Raw genomic sequence first — 19,413 nt, 5'->3', positions numbered from 1 at the left:
TTAGTCGTTAGTTGTATTGTGGGCAGGAACATAATTACGTTTACATCAAAATACTCTGCTACTAATGCTCATCGAAAGACCACCAAAAATCAGTAATTATTCTCTTCCTGGCAAAATCATATTCAAAATTAAAGCAGTGAGTCCTCCTGTTGAAATACCTGAAGAAAAAATACTTTTAATTAGTTCAGGTGAAGCCTCGAGAATTTCAGGAACAAAAGTTACCCCCAAACCCATGCTTAAAGCAACCGCCAAAATAATTGAATTACGTTTAGTTAGATTGACCATCGACAGAATTTTGATTCCTGCTACCGCCACAGTTCCAAACATAATAATGGTCGCCCCACCCAAGACTGGTTGGGGTAAAGCCTGAAAAATTCCCGCGATAATCGGAAAAAGACCAAGAACCACAAAAATTACCGAAATAAAATAGCCCACGTAGCGACTACCTACTCCCGTCAATTGAATAACACCATTATTTTGACTAAAAGTAGTGTTGGGAAAAGTATTGAAAGCAGCAGCAATCATGGAATTAATTCCATCCCCTAAAATTCCGCCTTGAAGTCGACGAAAGTATATTGGCCCTTTAATCGGTTCGCCAGAAATAGCCGAGGTTGCGGTCAAATCGCCAATTGATTCAATGGCAGTAATTACATATAAAAAAGCAAAGGGAATAAATGCCCCAAAATCAAATTTTAAGCCATATTTAAACGGTATCGGCAAAGCAATTAAAGGCAGTTGAGATAAATTACTAAAATCGACTAATCCCAAGGGAATTGAAACTATGTAGCCTACAGCTAAACCAATAACTACCGATGACATGCGCAAAAAGTTACTGTTGAGACTATTGAGAATAACAATTACCGCCAACACCAACAGAGAAACACCTAAATAAGTCCAACTGCCAAAAGTGTCATTATTTTGGGCGGCTACTCCTCCACCCATAGAAGTGATCCCAACTTTGATTAAGGTCAAACCAATCAAAGTCACGACTACCCCCGTAACCAAAGGTGTAATTAATTGATTTGCCAAGTGCAAAAAACGACTAATAATAATTTCAATTAAAGCTCCAAAAAAACATAACCCAAAAATTAGACCTAGTGCATCTGTGGGAGAACCTCCAGTTTCTTTGACTGCCAAACCCGCAGCAATAATTGGAGCTAAGAAAGCAAAGCTAGTTCCTTGGATACTTAATAATCCAGAACCCACTGGCCCAAACCTTTTTGCTTGAATAAAAGTAGCAATACCTGATACTACCAAGGACATACTCAAAATAAAGGTAGTATCGGCTGGCGACACTTCTAATGTTCCGCAGATAATTAAGCCAGGAGTAATAATTCCGACGAAGCAGGCAAATACGTGCTGCAACGCGACAAAGATAGATTCGACAAAAGGGGGACGGGCTTCTAAACCATAAATTAAATCGGATTCAATTGAAGCAGGTGCTTCTGTTTTAATTTCTTCTGCTAAAGTCAATTCTTGATTGGTCATTTTGTTAATTGTTGATTATTTGTGGTGGGGGTGAATAGCCGTTTGCCTGTACGGTTAGCCAAAGCGCAAAGTCATAAAAATAAAGCGAGCGACAAATATAGCTGCCAGAATCCAAGTGACTAAAGGTACATCTTGCGCTTTGCCCTTAAAGGTTTTTAATAGGGGATAGGCAATTAAGCCAATAGATAATCCTGCTGCAATGGAAAAGGCAAAGGGAATAAAGAATATAGTTAAAAAAGCTGGTATGGCTTCGGTTAAATCCTCCCAGTTAATAGTTGTGATGCTTGCCATCATCAATACACCCACAATGGTTAGGGCTGGAGTAGTAGCAAAGGCCGGTATAGCTTCAAAAATCGGTGTAAAGATTAAAGAAATAAAGAACAAGGCTGCAACTATGACTGATGCAAAACCAGTACGCCCTCCTTCAGCAACGCCTGAAGCCGACTCCACAAAGGTAGTAACGCTAGATGTTCCCATGACTGCCCCAGCCGTAGTGGCGATCGCATCTGCGGTTAAGGCTCGATTAGCCCTTGGTAATTCGCCATTCTCATCGATATATCCTGCCTGCATTCCCACTCCCGCCAATGTGCCGATAGTATCGAACAGATCCACAAAGAGAAACACCAACAGTGCAGCCAGAAAATCAATCCAGTTGCTGCCATTGATTCCTCCTAAACCCACAAATGCTGCCCCAAATAAATCTTTGGGAAAGGCTGGAATAGAAGCAAATCCTTGAGGTGTGTTGGTCACACCAAAGATCCACCCCAAGCTAGCAGTACCAATAATTCCCCATAACAATGCTCCTTTGATCCGTCGCACCATAAAGAAAGCAGTCAGGAAAATACCAAAAATTGCCATCAAAGCTTGAGGTTGAGCTAAACTACCAAAATCGGTTTTAGTAACTTCGCTAGCGACAATTAGACCCGCGCCGCCTACTTCTGTTGCCCCTCCTAAGCCAATATAGGCTAAAAATAAACCAATTCCTACCGTAGTTGCTGATTTAATCGAACTGGGGACAGCAGTAATTAGATGGCGACGAATATCGCTAACTGTCAGCAGGATAAAAACCAAGCCTTCGACAAATACACAAGCTAAGGCGGTACGCCAATTTATACCTAAATCCAGAACTACCGAATAGGCAAAAAAAGCATTAATCCCCATTCCCGGGGCAAGGGCAAAAGGATATTTTGCCAACAATGCCATAATCAGTGTGCCAATGCCTGCCGATACTGCCGTTGCTACTACCAACTCGGCAAATAAATCTTTGGGCTGATTCAGAAATATGGCATCAGAAAGAATTAACGGATTAACTACCAAAATGTACGCCATCGTCATAAAAGTAGTCACGCCTGCCAAAATTTCGGTGCGAAAATTAGTCCGATATCGGTCAAATTCAAAATAACGAGAAACTGCACCTTGCCAACCCCCACGAGGCGGTTCCCCTCTAGGTTGATTTATGTCCTTGCGATCGATTACGTCTTGATTAATACTCATTTTTATATGGGCAAATGCCTTAAAAGATTCACGCTTAGTACTAGCCCTAAAGGATAAGTGTCTGGAGGCATGTCCGTCACCGTTCGCCTCTATCTTTTCTTTTATTTATTACTTGCCAACAGCTTGCTTAACTTCCGCCTCATCAAAATTCCTGGCTTATCTGTCATCATGTGTTGTTCTTGTTTTAAATCCAACGGCACGTCATAATCCGTAGTTTCTAATACGGCTTTGTCTTCTAAAGTCACAGCGCGATCAAATTTCACCACATCTGCTGCTTTTGTTTCTGCTTCGGTGTCGTTGCGCAAGCAAAACTGAACAATCTGCGAAGAAGAATCATTAATCGGTGTAGCGGTATTAACGATGATGTGGACTAAACCATTGGGATAATTTATTCTTAGCTTGCAGGTGAAAGGTAAATACCAATCTAAATCTAAATTTCTTGTGGTTATGTCTTCATCCATTTTGAGATTCTGCTGTTGCTGTTCGGGATTAAATACACCCAGAATTGCTTTTCCCGTGACCCCATAATCAGTTTCGCTAACCTCGATCGCATCGGGAATCGGATGCTTTTGGCTACCAAAAGTAGTAGTGTGAACAAAGGTAGGATGAGCTAGATCGAACTCATTTTCCATCACTCTCAACCCCGCACAATACCAGGTTTCATAAAATTCAGGAATTAAGCGAAAATTAGGATCGTTCGCTTCGGGTATTTCGGGAATTTCATTTAAAGGTTCGCCCAAGCATACCCAGATATATCCATAACGTTCTTGAGCTAAATAGGTATTTATTTGATAACCTTTAGGTATCTGGCTGCTGTCTTCTAACTGAGGAACTTTTACGCAGACTCCTTGTCCGTCGTACCGCCAACCATGATAGGGACAGACAATATTACCATCAATAATCTTGCCTTTGGATAATTGTGCTGAACGATGACAACAGCGATCGCTTGCTACTATTGCTCTACCAGAATCATCTAGCCATAAAACCAGTTTTTGCCCCAATAATTCGAATCCCTCGGGTTGTCCTGACATCTGAGAGACAGGCATCACAGGATACCAAAATTGCTTGAATACTTTTTCTTTGGTGACTAGCATAAAGGTTAAGCCCTAGTCATTAATAGTTAGTTTGTTAATACTGCATACTGTATACAGTTAACCATAATAAGTTTGTATTTTTAGTTACTAATTAGTCTTTTATCACCAAATTATGATGTTATCTTTTGATTTTATAATTTGAGCCAAGATAAGCTTATTCAAAAACTGAAAGACAAACAGTTAGCAGTAATAGTATGAGAGATAAAGACTTAATCGATCCCCCCGTCACGGTAGTTATCTCGCGCAAAGTAAAGCCTGGGTGTAAAGTAGCATTTGAGAAGTTTATTTCAGGAATTACCGCTGCTGCGATGACCTTTGAAGGGCATTTAGGCACTAACGTTTTTCGTCCTAGCAGTCCAACAGATAACGAATATCGCATTATTTTTAAATTTGATCGTGCCAGCAACTTACAGATTTGGGAACAATCAGAATGTCGTCGTCAGTGGCTAGCCCGCGCGGAGAGCTTGCGTTTAGAACCTGCACGAATTAGGGTGATTACAGGCTTAGAAACTTGGTTTACTTTGCCTTCTTCTTCCCCGCAAATTCATCCACCACCGCGTTACAAGATGGCAACCGTTACTTTGCTAGCGCTCTTTCCCTCAATTCAATTAGCAAATTTGACTCTTGCACCTCTGCTAGAATTATTATTCTTGCCGTTGTTGGTCAAAAGTTTAATAATTACTGCCATCTTGGTATTGCTGATGACCTATGTATTGATGCCCAGAATGACCAAACTTTTTTCTGGGTGGCTATACCCAAAAAAAAGACGATAGGCATCAAGTCTTAATTAATTGATCAAATGACTTTGAACAAGAGTTTTGAACAATATTATAGGAATTAGGAACTTGATTGTTTGGGTTCTAAAAGCTGATAGCTGATAGCTGATAACTACTCCAGATCAGCCTTACAAGATTATTCACTCAGGGCGGCTAATAAAACTTGCCCCATTTCTTTACACCCAATAGCTTTCATGCCAGGGGACATAATGTCTCCGGTACGATAACCCTGGTCTAAAACTCGATTGACCGCCGTTTCAATTTCCGTCGCTGCGTCAGGCTCGTTTAAACTGTAGCGTAACATCATGGCTGCACTTAATACTTGCGCTAGAGGGTTAGCCTGATCTTGACCAGCAATATCAGGGGCAGAGCCATGAACAGGCTCGTATACCCCAGGCATACCAGCCTCACCCAAACTAGCAGAAGGTAACATGCCGATACTACCCGTGAGCATTGCTGCTGCATCAGAAAGAATATCACCGAATAAATTGCCCGTAACGATAGTATCAAACTGTTTCGGGGCGCGCACTAGCTGCATGACCGCATTATCTACATAAAGATGACTTAATTCCACATTCCTATAATTCTCTGCCATTGCTGTGACGCGATCGCGCCATAGTTGAGAAACATCTAGCACGTTAGCTTTATCCACAGAACATAGTTTCCCGCTGCGTTTTTGAGCAGTTTCAAAACCAACTTTAGCAATGCGATCAATTTCACTAACGCTATATGCCATGGTATTTACGCCTCTTTGTTCACCAGTTTCGGTGGTAAACACTCCTCTAGGCTGTCCGAAGTAGATCCCCCCCGTCAATTCACGCACCACCATAATATCCACTCCTGCCACCACTTCTGGCTTGAGGGAGGAAGCATTGATTAACTGAGGTAAAATTGTTGCAGGTCTAAGATTAGCAAATAATCCTAATCCTGCCCGCATTCCCAGTAGTCCCGTTTCAGGACGTTGGTGACGAGGGAGATTATCCCATTTATAACCGCCAATCGCCGCCAGTAATACCGCATCACTATGACGACAAGCGGTTAAAGTCTCTTCTGGTAAAGGTTCGCCTGTGGCATCGATCGCCGCACCACCAATTAAAGCTTCGGTAAAGCTAAACTTTAGCTCATGTTTTTGGGCGATCGCCTCTAATACTTCTACCGCTACGGCAATAATTTCGGGCCCTATACCATCCCCAGGAAGTAAAGTTATGCGGTGTTGCTTGGTCATGATGACTATTTTAAGTTCTTTAAATTCATTGGCGACAGCTACTAATTTACCATCTGACAGCTACATCAAATTTGATCGGGTATAAAGTCTGAGTTGAGCGTAATTTCAAATTGTTTTTTAGGCGATCGCTTTCGTTATCAACAGATTGTTTGGATACCTACCTTTCAAGTCCATAAAAGAAAGATAGCAAAGCACAACCAAGAATTAGATGTTTTAGAAGTTGACTAAAAATATGACACTTTATAACTGACTGCTCACCAAGAGTTATAGAGTATGAGATTTTATAAATAGGTATGAATACTAATAAAAAACAAGATCTTTAAGAAAATGGTACAAGAATCAACTGTTGTAATTACTGGCGCATCTTCTGGTGTCGGTTTATATGCTGCTAAAGCCTTGGCTAACCGTGGTTGGCATGTAGTTATGGCTTGTCGCAATCTAGCTAAAACAGAAAAAGTAGCCAAAGAAGTTGGTATTCCCCAGGACAAATATAGTATTATTCATCTTGATCTTGCTTCACTAGCTAGCGTGCATCAGTTTGTTCAAGATTTTCGCGCTACAGGCAAGTCTTTAGATGCTCTAGTGTGTAATGCCGCAGTTTATCTCCCTCTAGAAAAAGAACCGCAGCGTAGTCAAGAAGGCTATGAGTTAAGTGTGGCTACTAATCACCTTGGACATTTCTTGCTGTGTAATCTTATGCTGGAGGATCTCAAGAATTCTCCAGCGCCCGAAAAAAAATTGGTAACTATAGGTACTGTCACCGCTAACCCCAAAGAAATTGGCGGTAAAATTCCCATCCCTGCACCCCCAGACTTAGGAGATCTACAGGGGATGGAAGCAGGTTTTAAAGCACCAATCGCCATGATTGACGGCAAGAAGTTTAAACCAGGAAAAGCTTACAAAGATAGTAAACTCTGCAATATGCTGACCATGCGGGAGTTACATGATCGCTATCACGATTCTACAGGAATTATTTTTAATGCTCTTTATCCTGGATGTGTCGCAGAGACAGGCTTATTCCGTAACCATTATTCTCTATTTCGGACGATCTTTCCTTGGTTTCAGAAAAAAATTACAGGAGGCTATGTGACGGAAGAATTAGCAGGGGAAAGAGTTGCCAAAGTAGTCGCCGATCCTCAATTTAATGAGTCGGGAGTTTATTATAGTTGGGGTAATCGCCAGCAAGAAGATCGGACTGCTTTCCAGCAAGAAATCTCTGATGAAGCTATGGATAACAACAAGGGTAAACGTCTCTGGGAATTGAGTGAAAAGCTAGTAAAAATTGCTTAATCTTGCTTTGTTTATACTGAGGCGAGTAAAGTAATCTGATTTAGCATGAGAATTGGTAATCTAGAAGTTGATGTAGTCCGCAAAAATATTAAAAATCTCTATATCAAAGTTCATCCCCCCAATGGTCAGGTATGTCTTATTTGCCCCCAAAAGCTTGATGAATTAACTATTCGAGAGTTTGTCGGGGCAAAAATCGACTGGATTAAACAAAAACAAGCTAAATTTGAAGCTCAACACTTGAAGTCTCCCAGGCAATACATTACAGGGGAAAGTTGCTATTTCCAAGGCGATCGCTATCTGCTCAAGATTATCTATCACCAGGCAGCGCCCAAAGTTGTCCTTGAGCCAACCAAACTAAATTTATATGTGCGATACGGTAGCATTAAAGAACAGCGAGAACAGGTGCTAATTGAATGGTATCGTCAGCAGCTTAAGGCTGAACTTCCTGGTTTAATTGATAAATGGGAACGGATTATCGGTGTCAGTGTCAACGATTGGGGAGTCAAAAAAATGAAGACTAGATGGGGAACTTGCAATACCCAAGCCAAAAGGATTTGGCTCAATTTAGAGTTGATCACTAAACCAAAACACTGTCTAGAATATGTAATTGTTCATGAATTAGTTCATTTATTAGAGCGCCAACACAACGAGCGCTTTTGGAGCTATGTTACTCTGTTTATGCCTCAGTGGAAACAGTATCAAGCAGAATTGAATCGTTACTGCTGACGTTTGAGATCAATTGCGCGATCGCCAAAAGAGAAGATTTTTGGGACTTGCAAAGTAGTAATAAACTGTGAAAATGAAACTTCAAAGTTTGGGGCTTAAGCTTAGATAAATTTGGGTTTTTAGTATTAAGCTCTAATCAAATTTTACAAATTATATTGTAATTGAATTTAATATTTTTAGTTCATTTTCTTTAAATAAATTTACTTTTTGAAGGCTTTATCAAAAATTTAATATAACTGTATATTTTAACGAGAGAAAACATAATAAAATAAACTTATTACGTAATCTTAATCTAAGTATTTAGATTACTGTTACTTACTGTTTTGCCCAGTTGATAATTATCATTAATCAGTTATTTAGATGATATAAAAAATATTTTTTCAGGGAACAATCATCCTATAGCTCTGACTGTCCGTCTTTAAGAAACTAATATGTGGAAATTATTTAATAGCAAAGTTTTTTTATTAATTCTTCTTGCTTCAATATCAACAGTAATCGGTTTAAAAATTTTGATTGATGCACATAAATCTGTTGCCGACACTTCCAAGCATACAAACGATTTATCATCAAAAAAAACGTCCCTTGCTATGGGTAATCCGCCAGCGAGTACTCAACATAGTTTCCTCTTGGCTTCAGATTTGCTCGATCGCCACGAGGGTAAAGCAGCATTAGCCGAACTTGAGGGTTTAGAGCAAGAATATCCTCTTTTGGCAGCCCATATTCTACTGGCTAAAGGTAAGGCATATCAGCTAGAACAAGACAATCGAGCAGCAACTGAAACTTGGCAACAGGTAGTAGCGAAATATCCCACCTCTGCTGTGACAGGAGAAGCATTATATCTTCTGGGTAAATCTCAGCCTGAATATTGGCAACAGGCGATCGCCCAATTTCCCACTCATCCCCGAACTCAAGAAATTATTCGGCAGCAATTAAGCAAAAACCCCAATCAACCAAAGCTCATGGCGATTTTGGTTAAATATACTCCTGATGCACCTGGGGTAGACAAAATGCGCGATCGCTTGGTCAAAGAATATGCTTCTCAGTTGACTCCAACAGAGTGGGAAGCGATCGCCGATAGCTACTGGCTTAAGTGGGATTATGGCAAAGCAGGTCAAGCCTATGCTCAAGCACCAGATACCTCCCGTAATCTATATCGCGCGGGGAGAGGATATCACCTGGGTAATGATCAAGTTACCGCCAAAAAATACTATCTTCAGCTGATCCAACAGTACCCCCAATCGGTCGATACGGGATGGGGTCTACGACGGATGGCTACTCTAGTCCAACCAAAAGAAGCAGTAACTTATCTCGATCGGGCGATCGCCCAATTTCCCCAACAAGCACCAGAAGCTTTAGTAGAAAAAGCACAATATTTACAGGCGTTAAAAAACCCTCAAGGGGCTACCCAAGCTCTAAACACTCTTTTAACTGACTACAAATCTTCCGCAGCAGCAGCCGAATATCGCTGGAAGGTTGCCAGCAATAAAGCCCAATCAGGAGATTTAGTGAGCGCTTGGCAATGGGCGCAACCAATTGTGATCAATAACCCTGAGAGTAAACTAGCACCCCAAGCAGGTTTCTGGATTGCCAAGTGGGCAACTAAACTTAATCGTCCCCAGGATGCCACTACCGCCTATAAATCTGTACTAGGTAGATTCCCTAGATCTTATTATGCTTGGCGTTCAGCGGTAGCTTTAGGTTGGGATGTGGGCAACTTTACCACAATACGTCAGCAAGTTCCTCAAGTACTCCAGGTAGAGAAAATCACCCCGACTGGAGGTTCGGCAACCTTCCAGGAGCTATATAAATTAGGTCTAGAACAGGAAGCCTGGACTCAATTCCAGACAGAAATCAGCGATCGCTCAAACTTAACCGTTGCCGATGACTTCACCAAAGGTTTACTGCAACTCCACCAAGGACAAAATCTTCGAGGCATCAACCAAATTGCCGAGCTTCAAGATAGGGATACTCCCCAAGACAAACAACAATGGCAACAGTTGCGCCAAACTCCTGAGTATTGGCAAGCTCTCTATCCCCTTCCGTTTGAGTCAACTATTTTAAAATGGTCAAAACAGCGTCAACTCAACCCTTTATTAGTTACTTCTTTAATTCGCCAAGAATCGCGGTTTGAACCAGAAATCGAATCCTCAGCGGGGGCAATGGGTTTGATGCAGGTAATTCCTCCAACAGCCAAAACCGCAGCCCAAAACATTGGTTTGTCTAACTATTCCATGACCAATCCTGAAGATAATATCAATATTGGCACTTACTATCTCGACTTTACCCACCAGAAATATAACAATAACTCGATGTTGGCAGTGGCTAGTTATAATGCTGGCCCTAATGCGGTAGCCAAATGGGTTAAGCGTTATGGTTTGCAGGATGCTGATGATTTTGTCGAGAAAATTCCCTATCCAGAAACCAAAGGCTATGTAGAGTCGGTGTTTGAAAACTATTGGAACTATATGCTGATTTATAATCCCGAAGTAGGCAAGTTATTTAAAAATTTAGACACATAAATAAATAATACCAATGCTTAAAAATAGCTGGAGAAAGCTTAAGTTACCAAAATTCATTGGTTATTGTTAATAGCTATAGTGAAGGGTTCTGAACTTCATTGCTTTAATGGAATAAAAATTATTTCTTGATGACATAGATGACATAAGTATTAAGTAGTCCTGCAAAATAAATTTTCTAGTTTAGCTCAGGAAAAAAGGGAAAAAGAAAATCAAATGTGTAATTAATTTCGGCTAGGTACTTAAGTTAAAAGTAAAATTACTTAGCTTATATAATATCTAGATAAAAAACCTGTGTAAAATAGCCGACATTTCATCAATAATTAAATGTTGGTATTTGTTTTTACTTAAGTAAGTTTAAGGTTTAAATATATTTCCAATCTTGCTAATTAATAAAAACTAAAATTTATACGCTACATCTAGAGTTGACTAATTATTCATTTGCCATTTACTACTATTTATCTGTGATTTGTCTATAAGTTAATATCTTTATCAAATCTTTATCTAATTGTGGGAAATCATTAGAAGATTACGAAAATTATAAAGGGAAGAATAAGTTTATTAAAACTACTTTATATTTTTCCTTTAATAGTTATGTCTAGATTATTAATAACTCAATATCAATCAGAAGTAGAAAAAATCATTCAATACGGTGGATCGCGTAAGGAAACTGCAATTAGAACTGCTTTTCAAAATTTACTAAATGAATATTGTAAACCAAAAGATTTTTTACTGATTCCCGAACTTGATTATAAAACTAAAGCTGGGAAAACTATTCGTCCAGATGGCACGGTTAAAGATGCAATTAGGCTTGATTATGGTTATTGGGAAGCAAAAGATAAATATGACAATCTTGATGAAGAGATAGAAAAGAAATTTGCCAAAGGATATCCAGATCGAAATATTCTTTTTGAAGATTCACTTACTGCTGTTTTAATTCAGCATGGGGATGAAACTGGACGTATTGACATGAAAGATGCGTCTGGTTTGGATGGTTTAATAGCTCGGTTTATTAATTATGTTCCGCCAGAAGTAACAGATTTTCGTAAGGCAATTATTTCTTTTAAGGAAGATTTACCTACTCTTCTAGAAACTCTGCGAGATTTAATTGATCGAGAGTCGGAAACGAATACAAATTTTTTGGCGAATAGAGATAAGTTTTTACAGATCTGTCGAGATTCAATTAATCCAGAAGTTAGTTTATTGGATGTGCGAGAAATGATTATTCAGCACATTTTGACAGAAGATATTTTTATCAATATTTTTAATGAGTCGCAATTTCATCAAGAGAATAATATTGCCAGAGAATTACAGAGTGTAGTTAATACTTTTTTTAGTGGCAAGACAAAGAAAAATATTTTTTTGACTATCCAAAGATATTACAAAGTTATTAAGCGAACTGCTGCTAATATTGGTAATCATCATGAGAAGCAAAAGTTTCTAAAAGCTATATACGAAAATTTTTATCAGGCTTATAATCCAAAAGCTGCGGATAGATTAGGCATCGTTTATACTCCCAATGAAATAGTTCGCTTTATGGTACAAAGCGTTGATTATTTAACCCACAAACACTTTGGAAAACTACTTGAAGATAAAGATGTTCACATAATTGAGCCAGCAGTCGGCACAGGTACTTTCGTTACTGAGTTAATTGAGCATATTCCCAAACATAAACTCAAGCATAAATATCAAAATGAAATTCACTGTAATGAGATTTCAATTCTTCCTTACTATATTGCTAATCTCAATATTGAATACACCTATAAACAAAAAATGGGTGAGTATGAGGAGTTTAATAATATCTGTTTAGTTGATACACTTGAACATACTTATTTTCAATATAAACAGGGAAATTTATTTCATTTAAGCGTTGAAAATACCGAAAGAATTAGTCGTCAAAATAGCAACTCTATATCCGTAATACTTGGCAATCCGCCATATAATGCTAAACAAGAAAATTTTAATGACAATAATGCTAACCGCAGCTACAAAGACGGTATAGATAAAAGAATAAAAGATACATATATTAAACATGGAACAGCGCAAAATCAAAATAGCGTTTACGATCCTTGTACTCGTTTTCTTCGTTGGGCTTTAGATCGATTAAACAATGATGGAATTGTAGCTTATGTTGTCAATAGATCTTATCTAGATAAAAGAATTTATGACGGATTTAGAAAAGTAGTTTCAGATGAATTTAGTGATATATATATAATTGACTTAGGTGGAGATGTTCGAGCTAATCCTAAGCTATCAGGTACTACTAATAATGTTTTTGGCATTCAAACAGGGGTGGCTATTTTCTTTATGGTAAAAAAAGAAGATAAAAATACTTCGCCTTGTAAAGTATTCTATTTTCGTCGTCCAGAGTTAGAAATTGCTAAAGATAAACTACAGTTCTTAGCTACTACTAAATTTACTGAAGTCAATTTTACTCATATAATTTCTGACAAACAAAATAATTGGCTCAATCAAACTGATAATAATTTTAATGAACTACTACCGTCGATTGATAAGGATGTTAAAGCAGGTAAATCAGAACAAGCTGTATTTAAACTTTTTTCTAGAGGATTAGAAACAAATCGTGCTGACTGGGTTTATGATTTGTCCAAATATAATCTGAAAACAAAAATAGAATTTTTCATTGAAAAATATAGATTAAGTTTGAAAGAAAAGAAAATTAACTCATCTATCAAGTGGTCAAGAGAACTCAAAAGATTTTGGAACAAAAACACAGATATTATATTTGATGAGAGTAATATAGTTGCTGGATATATTAAACCATACGTTAATCAATATGTTTATTTTGATAAATATTTAAATTCATTTATCTATTCTTGGGACAATTTTCTTAAAGAAAAAAATCTAGTAATAATAATTCCAGGAATTGCTTCTCCTAAAGATTTTCATATTTTGTCATCTCAATACATAGTTGATATGAATTGCCTTCCAGCAGGTTGTCAATGTATATCTCTCTACAGCTACGATAAATCAGGAAATAGAACCGATAACATAACCGACTGGGGATTACAACAATTCCATAATCATTATTGTAGGGGCGATTCCTGTAAGGGCGATTCGCGAATCGCCCCTACGATTACAAAACTGGATATCTTTCATTACACCTACGCTGTCTTACATAACCCCGCCTACAGACAAAAATACGAACAAAATTTGAAACGAGATTTTCCTCGCATTCCTTTCTATGACAATTTCCAACAATGGGTAGCCTGGGGAAGACGACTAATGGATTTACATATTAACTACGAAACCGTCGAACCATATACATTAAAGCGCATTGATATTTCCTCAACTAAAGCCAAATCGCCCACAGTAAAATTAAAAGCAGATCAAGACAAAGGAACGATTATCTTAGATACAGATACCAGTTTACATGGTGTTCCTCCTGAAGCGTGGGATTATAAATTAGGCAATCGTAGCGCGTTGGAATGGATTTTAGATCAATACAAGGAGAAAAAACCCAAAGACAAAACTATCGCCGAGAAATTTAATACTTATCGCTTTGCTGACTATAAAGAACAAGTTATTGATTTACTTCAGCGTGTCTGTACTGTTAGTGTGGAGACAATGAAAATCATTGAAGCAATGAAATAGCCCTGTGAAAGATTAAGTAAATTTTTAAAGCTTGAAACTTAAAATCAGCCAATTTTAACGAAGCTAATTCACATCAAACGTATTATAGGTAAAATTATGAGGCAATAATTAAATTAAAAAGAATCTTAGGAGATAGCTTTGGACAAAAATCAAGCCGAATTAGCAGAAATTCTCACAATTGCTCGTTCTGTTGCCTGGGGTGCAGCGGATATTCTCAGTTCTTTTTATCACAAGGATACCTCTGATTTAGATATTGACGATAAGAAAGATGGGCCTGTTACCGAAGCTGATTTAGCAGCCAATAAATACATTCTCAGTAGTCTCCAAGAGAAGTTAGGAACAGAAGAATTTGGTTATTTGTCTGAAGAAACTTTTGATGTCAAAAAAGCCGAACCAATCCCTAAAGATTGGGTATGGATTATCGATCCCCTAGATGGCACAAGAGACTTTATCGATAAAACAGGAGAATATGGAATGCATATTGCCCTAGCCTATCAAGGTCGTCCTGTAATTGGTATTGTGGCAATTCCTGAAGCGGGCAAAGTTTATTTCGCGTCGAAAGATAATGGTACTTTTGTCGAAACCAAAGATGGTCAGATTACTCCTATGAAGGTATCCGATCGCCAACAGATTGAAGATCTCTATTTGATTGTCAGTCGCTCTCATCGAGACGATCGCTTTAAAGCTTTAATCGATCGCCTACCCTTTGCGGATAAAAAATATATGGGTGGCGTGGGCGGAAAAATTTCTACTCTTTTAGAGCAAGAATCTGATGTTTATCTATCTTTATCAGGAAAATCGGCAGCTAAAGACTGGGATTTTGCAGCGCCAGAGCTAATTCTCACTGAAGCTGGTGGTAAATTTAGCTATCTCAATGGCAAGCCCGTTTACTATAACCAAGGAGATGTCAAGCGTTGGGGTTGTATTGTCGCCACTAACGGTAAGTGTCATGAAGCTTTGTGTGCAAAAGCTACTGCTGTTCTCGACGAAATTGATTGCAGATAATATGCTTAAGTTAATTAAATATTGTGATTGAAGGTTGTAGAACGGCTGAATTGAGTAACTTACTTGATTCGGTCTTTTTTTTGCGAGACAATTAGAGGACAATTGGCAATGATGAATTATGTCTGCCACTACTGCTTATGTCTCTGCCTTGTTTGTTTATCCCGTTAAATCATTAGATCGGGTAGATTGCGATCGCGTTACTGTTTTAGCATCTGGAGCATTACAAGGCGATCGCACTTGGGCGATTAGCGATCTCGACGGTAATTTTGTTAATGGTAAGCGTAACTCCAAAATTCATGCTCTGCGCTCAGAATTTGATCTGGATACTAACGCCTTAACTTTAAAAATACAGGGAACAGATCAAACGGTAAAATTTAATCTGCTCGAACAAGCAGCGCTTTGTAATTGGTTAGAGTCATATTTTGGCTTTCCTGTAGAGTTGCAGCAGAATCTAACCATGGGTTTTCCTGATGATATAGTTTCTCCTGGAGCAACCATTGTGAGTACTGCTACTCTAGAAGCGATCGCCTCCTGGTATCCTGAACTAGAAACAGGGGATATTCGTCGGCGTTTCCGTGCCAATATTGAGCTTGCTGGAGTACCTGCTTTTTGGGAAGATCGACTGTTTACTACACCAGACTCTACTGTTAAGTTTAAAATAGGTGACGTTGAATTTATGGGGGTTAATCCCTGCCAACGCTGCGTTGTCGTCACCCGCGATCCGCACACAGGAGAACCTCTGCCTAAGTTTCAAAAAATCTTTATTACGCAAAGAAAAAATACCCTGCCAAAATGGACAGAGCGATCGCGCTTTAATCATTATTTCCGTCTTGCCGTAAATACTCGCTTATCTCCTACTGAAGCAGGAAAGGTTATTCAAATTGGGGATGAAATTGTTCTTTAATAAATATTTGTACGATTATTTGTAGGGGCAAGATACTGCCTTGCCCCGATCATTTTTAACCTTGTAAAAATTCTGCTAACTCTGTAGGCGCTTTAACCTGTGAGAGGATCATTTTTAACTGGCTACCTTCTAACACTTCCTGCTTTAACAATGTTTGGGTAGTGGATTCTAGTAAATCGCGATTGAGTTCTAGAATCTTTTGCGCTATTTCATAGGCTTGATTGATGCTTTGTTGAACTAGGCGATCTATCTCCGCGGTTACTTCTCCGCTGACAGTACGTCTAGAGGTTGAACTATTTAAAAACTGCCCTTCATCTTTGGCAAAGGAGATCGGACCAACAGTACTCATACCATATTGAGTTATAGCTTTTTCAGCTAATTCCGTGGCTTTTTGAATGTCGTCGCTGGCACCAGTAGAAATCTTATTAAAGACTACTAATTCTGCTGCCCTTCCACCTAAAAGAGTAGCAATTTTGCCCCGTAGTTCATCTTCTAGCAACAAAAAGCGATCTTCTTCTGGAGTTTGTAACGTATAGCCCAATGCACCAAGACCACGAGGCACAATAGAAATCTTCGCAACCTTATCTCCTCCAGGCATTAATGCCCCCACAAAAGCATGACCAACTTCATGATAAGCTACGGTTTGACGTTCTCGAAGAGTAAGAACACGCGATCGCTTTTCTAGTCCAGCTATTACCCGTTCGAAGGCTTCGCCAAAGTCTACCATCAAGACTGCTTGACGGTTATGGCGTGCAGCTAGCAATGCAGCCTCATTAACCAAGTTTGCCAAATCTGCCCCCGCAAATCCTGCTGTCTGGGCAGCAATTTCTTCTAGATTGACATCTTCGCCTAAGATTACCTTACGAGCATGAACCCCAAGGATCTCAATTCTGCCACTTTTATCAGGGCGATCGACTAATACCTGTCGGTCAAATCTACCAGGACGACGTAAAGCAGGATCGAGTATTTCGGGACGATTAGTAGCAGCAAGCAGAATTACTCCCTCGTTACCATCAAATCCATCCATCTCCGTTAATAACTGATTAAGAGTCTGTTCTCGTTCATCATTGCCCCCGTTGGGATTGTTCCCCCGCGATTTGCCGATCGCGTCTAGCTCATCAATAAAAATAATACAGGGTGCTTGACGTTTAGCTTTATTGAATAAATCCCTTACTCTTGATGCACCTACGCCAACATATAATTCGACAAATTCCGAACCAGACATACTCAGGAAAGGTACTTCTGCTTCTCCTGCCACTGCTTTAGCTAGTAAAGTTTTACCTGTGCCTGGAGAACCAACTAATAGTACTCCTTTGGGTATTTTTGCCCCGATTTTGCGGTATTTATCCCCGTTTTGTAGAAAATCTACTACTTCTTGTAATTCCTGTTTTGCTTCATCTACCCCTGCAACATCAGCAAAGGTAATCCCAGTTTTGCCTTTTTGATATACTCTGGCGTTACTTTTACCGACTCCCATATCCAAACCTATTCCGCCTTCGGTGCTAAATTTTGCCAGCCAAGCCAAAGCGCCAACTAATAGCCCAGAAGAAAGTAGCAGCGTAATTAAACCAGCAGCAGTAGCAGTATCTGAATTATCGCTAACCGTGTCAAATTGTACGTTGTGACTATTGAGTAAGCTAATTAAATCAGCTTGAGAACCAGTTTTCTGAATGCTATAGCGTTGACCACCAAATTCGTCCTTAAGACGATATTCAAGCAAACGAGATTTAATTGTCACCTGCTCGACTTTACCCGCTTGAAGATGACTAACAAAGATACTGTAAGCAGTTTGTGCGCTGGATTGAGTTGGCATTTCAGAAGTAAAGTAGTTGAAACAACATTAAGAAGTTTAAGAATTAATTACCATCTAGCGAACTTCTCACTGAATACATCTTCTGCTAACTCTTTTAACTACACCAGAACGGATTGCTACACTGTTTTTTCGGCTTTTCCCTAGGTCAATAAATTCAGATACGGTTGTTACGCTAATTGGGGATCGGTTTACCTCGGTGATTTTGACTGCCATCAGGTACTATTCACTCTAAAACTTGATTTTAAAATATACCATATTGTGCAAAATGGAAAAATATGGCGATCGCTTACAATTTTCTCTCGTTTAAAGATTCGGTAATTTCTCACCACCTTAAGATTATTAATTGAATTAAGATCAAAATAAATCAGCAAGCTTAAACTAATTAAATAGATCTCAATCAAAAATAATGAGTAATACTAGTAACTTTAAAAAGGCGATGCAGGAGGTTAAAGGACAGGCAGTCCTTGGCCCTAATGTTATTACCAATGCGCTACCTTATCTTGGCGGGGGTTTAGTTTTAACCGCTTTAGGTACTTACGGTGGCTTGGGCGTAATTGCTGCTCGCCCCGACTTATTCATGCCCACCTTTATTGGGGCGATGATCGCCGAATTGGTTCTCTTTTTTGTTGCCCGTGGAGTTGCCAGTCAGGGAAACAATACCACTGCCTTACCTTTACTTGCTCTTTATAGTTTGCTTTCAGGCTATACCTTGAGTGGTATTGTTTATCTTGCCCTCAGTAGTTCTGGAGTGGGTATTCAGGGAGTCGGTATTGCAGCCCTAGGTTGTGGTGTAACTTTTATTGTGGGTCGTAAAATTGGCTCTAACCTATCAGAAGAAGATGGTTTAGCTTTAGCGCAGACAGTCCGTTTGGGCGTGATGGCATTGTTCGTTGTTTTAATCGGACAATTACTTTTTTCTGTTTTTGGTGTATACACGCCAAGCTGGCTTGAAGTTGCGATCTCGGGTGTGGGAGTAGCCATATTTGCTGGAGTAGCGGTAGTAGACTTTTATGTTCTCCCTCGTACCTATACCGACGAGCAATATTTACCTGCGGCGCTTTCGATGTACCTAACCTACATCAACCTCTTTATATTTATTCTCCGACTATTGATCGCAATTAATAGTCGCGACTAGTTGTTGCTAGAAATTAAATAATTATATTAATCCGCCTCTAGTTGTTCTGAGGCGGTTTTTGTTGGTAATAAATAGAAATATAGATATTTAAAATGATTGATTTAGGTCAATAAAATTAGATTCAAGAAAAGATTAGCAAGAATACGGAAGTTGTTGAGTGGCTAGAGTGATTAAACTGAGATTAATAGCAATTCTAATTTATCAAGTCTTCATTTTTTAAATGAGTCCACTACTCAAAAGTAGAGGTCTGACTTGTCTATTTTGGATAATTAATCTTACAATTTGGCTTAAGGAAAATGCGCTGGAAACTTTTTGTAGAGTTCTGTTTTACC

The 19,413-nt window shown here is 39.0% G+C and carries 13 protein-coding genes and 1 pseudogene; 9 read left to right on the top strand and 5 right to left on the bottom strand.

Translation table 11 applies throughout. The features are described from left to right. Positions 1–96: 96 nt before the first annotated feature. From C7B62_RS04310 to C7B62_RS04300, 3 genes are all read right to left on the bottom strand, one after another. Positions 97–1,488 (bottom strand): uracil-xanthine permease family protein, encoded by a 1,392-nt coding sequence (locus C7B62_RS04310; protein ID WP_106233388.1) that lies wholly within the window; start codon positions 1,486–1,488, stop codon positions 97–99. A 54-nt stretch (positions 1,489–1,542) separates the two neighbouring features. Next, entirely contained in the window at positions 1,543–2,982 is a 1,440-nt protein-coding gene (locus tag C7B62_RS04305; protein WP_106233387.1) for an NCS2 family permease, read from the bottom strand. Positions 2,983–3,083: 101 nt separating this feature from the next. Continuing rightward, the gene (locus C7B62_RS04300) at positions 3,084–4,076 is read right to left on the bottom strand and encodes an aromatic ring-hydroxylating dioxygenase subunit alpha (protein ID WP_106233386.1); all 993 of its coding nucleotides are present in this window, start codon (positions 4,074–4,076) and stop codon (positions 3,084–3,086) included. A gap of 194 nt (positions 4,077–4,270) precedes the next feature. Between C7B62_RS04300 and C7B62_RS04295 the strand changes: the two genes are divergently transcribed. Continuing rightward, positions 4,271–4,849 (top strand): antibiotic biosynthesis monooxygenase, encoded by a 579-nt coding sequence (locus C7B62_RS04295; RefSeq protein ID WP_106233385.1) that lies wholly within the window; start codon positions 4,271–4,273, stop codon positions 4,847–4,849. A gap of 139 nt (positions 4,850–4,988) precedes the next feature. Here C7B62_RS04295 and leuB read toward each other — a convergent pair whose 3' ends face one another. Further along, on the bottom strand, positions 4,989–6,077 hold the full coding sequence (leuB, locus tag C7B62_RS04290; RefSeq protein ID WP_106233384.1) for a 3-isopropylmalate dehydrogenase: 1,089 nt from the start codon (positions 6,075–6,077) through the stop codon (positions 4,989–4,991). Positions 6,078–6,170: 93 nt separating this feature from the next. Here leuB and C7B62_RS26790 point away from each other — a divergent pair, with 93 nt between their 5' ends. The 7 genes from C7B62_RS26790 (at position 6,171) to C7B62_RS04260 (ending at position 16,133) form a co-directional block, all read left to right on the top strand. Then, on the top strand, positions 6,171–6,305 hold the full coding sequence (locus tag C7B62_RS26790) for a hypothetical protein (RefSeq protein ID WP_255413985.1): 135 nt from the start codon (positions 6,171–6,173) through the stop codon (positions 6,303–6,305). A 99-nt stretch (positions 6,306–6,404) separates the two neighbouring features. After that, on the top strand, positions 6,405–7,367 hold the full coding sequence (locus C7B62_RS04285; protein ID WP_106233383.1) for a protochlorophyllide reductase: 963 nt from the start codon (positions 6,405–6,407) through the stop codon (positions 7,365–7,367). A 45-nt stretch (positions 7,368–7,412) separates the two neighbouring features. Beyond that, the gene (locus tag C7B62_RS04280) at positions 7,413–8,093 is read left to right on the top strand and encodes a M48 family metallopeptidase (RefSeq protein ID WP_106233382.1); all 681 of its coding nucleotides are present in this window, start codon (positions 7,413–7,415) and stop codon (positions 8,091–8,093) included. 509 nt (positions 8,094–8,602) lie between these two features. Next, on the top strand, positions 8,603–10,612 hold the full coding sequence (locus C7B62_RS04275) for a transglycosylase SLT domain-containing protein (protein ID WP_233219805.1): 2,010 nt from the start codon (positions 8,603–8,605) through the stop codon (positions 10,610–10,612). Between the two features lie 591 nt (positions 10,613–11,203). After that, the gene (locus tag C7B62_RS04270; protein ID WP_106233380.1) at positions 11,204–14,224 is read left to right on the top strand and encodes a type ISP restriction/modification enzyme; all 3,021 of its coding nucleotides are present in this window, start codon (positions 11,204–11,206) and stop codon (positions 14,222–14,224) included. A 138-nt stretch (positions 14,225–14,362) separates the two neighbouring features. Next, entirely contained in the window at positions 14,363–15,229 is an 867-nt protein-coding gene (locus C7B62_RS04265; protein ID WP_106233379.1) for a 3'(2'),5'-bisphosphate nucleotidase CysQ, read from the top strand. 118 nt (positions 15,230–15,347) lie between these two features. Then, entirely contained in the window at positions 15,348–16,133 is a 786-nt protein-coding gene (locus tag C7B62_RS04260) for an MOSC domain-containing protein (protein WP_106233378.1), read from the top strand. Between the two features lie 55 nt (positions 16,134–16,188). On the opposite strand, the pseudogene ftsH reads toward C7B62_RS04260, so the two are convergent. Further along, positions 16,189–17,949 (bottom strand): annotated as a pseudogene (ftsH, locus tag C7B62_RS04255) (ATP-dependent zinc metalloprotease FtsH); the annotation flags it as partial. Between the two features lie 403 nt (positions 17,950–18,352). On the opposite strand from ftsH, the gene C7B62_RS04250 reads away from it, so the two are divergent. Further along, the gene (locus C7B62_RS04250) at positions 18,353–19,081 is read left to right on the top strand and encodes a Bax inhibitor-1 family protein (RefSeq protein ID WP_106233376.1); all 729 of its coding nucleotides are present in this window, start codon (positions 18,353–18,355) and stop codon (positions 19,079–19,081) included. Positions 19,082–19,413: the final 332 nt, after the last annotated feature.

The sequence above is a fragment of the Pleurocapsa sp. CCALA 161 genome (assembly GCF_003003995.1).
Classification (GTDB): domain Bacteria; phylum Cyanobacteriota; class Cyanobacteriia; order Cyanobacteriales; family Xenococcaceae; genus Waterburya.
The sequence above is the reverse complement of the archived record's forward strand: the minus strand, read 5'-3'. Positions and strand labels throughout refer to the sequence as shown.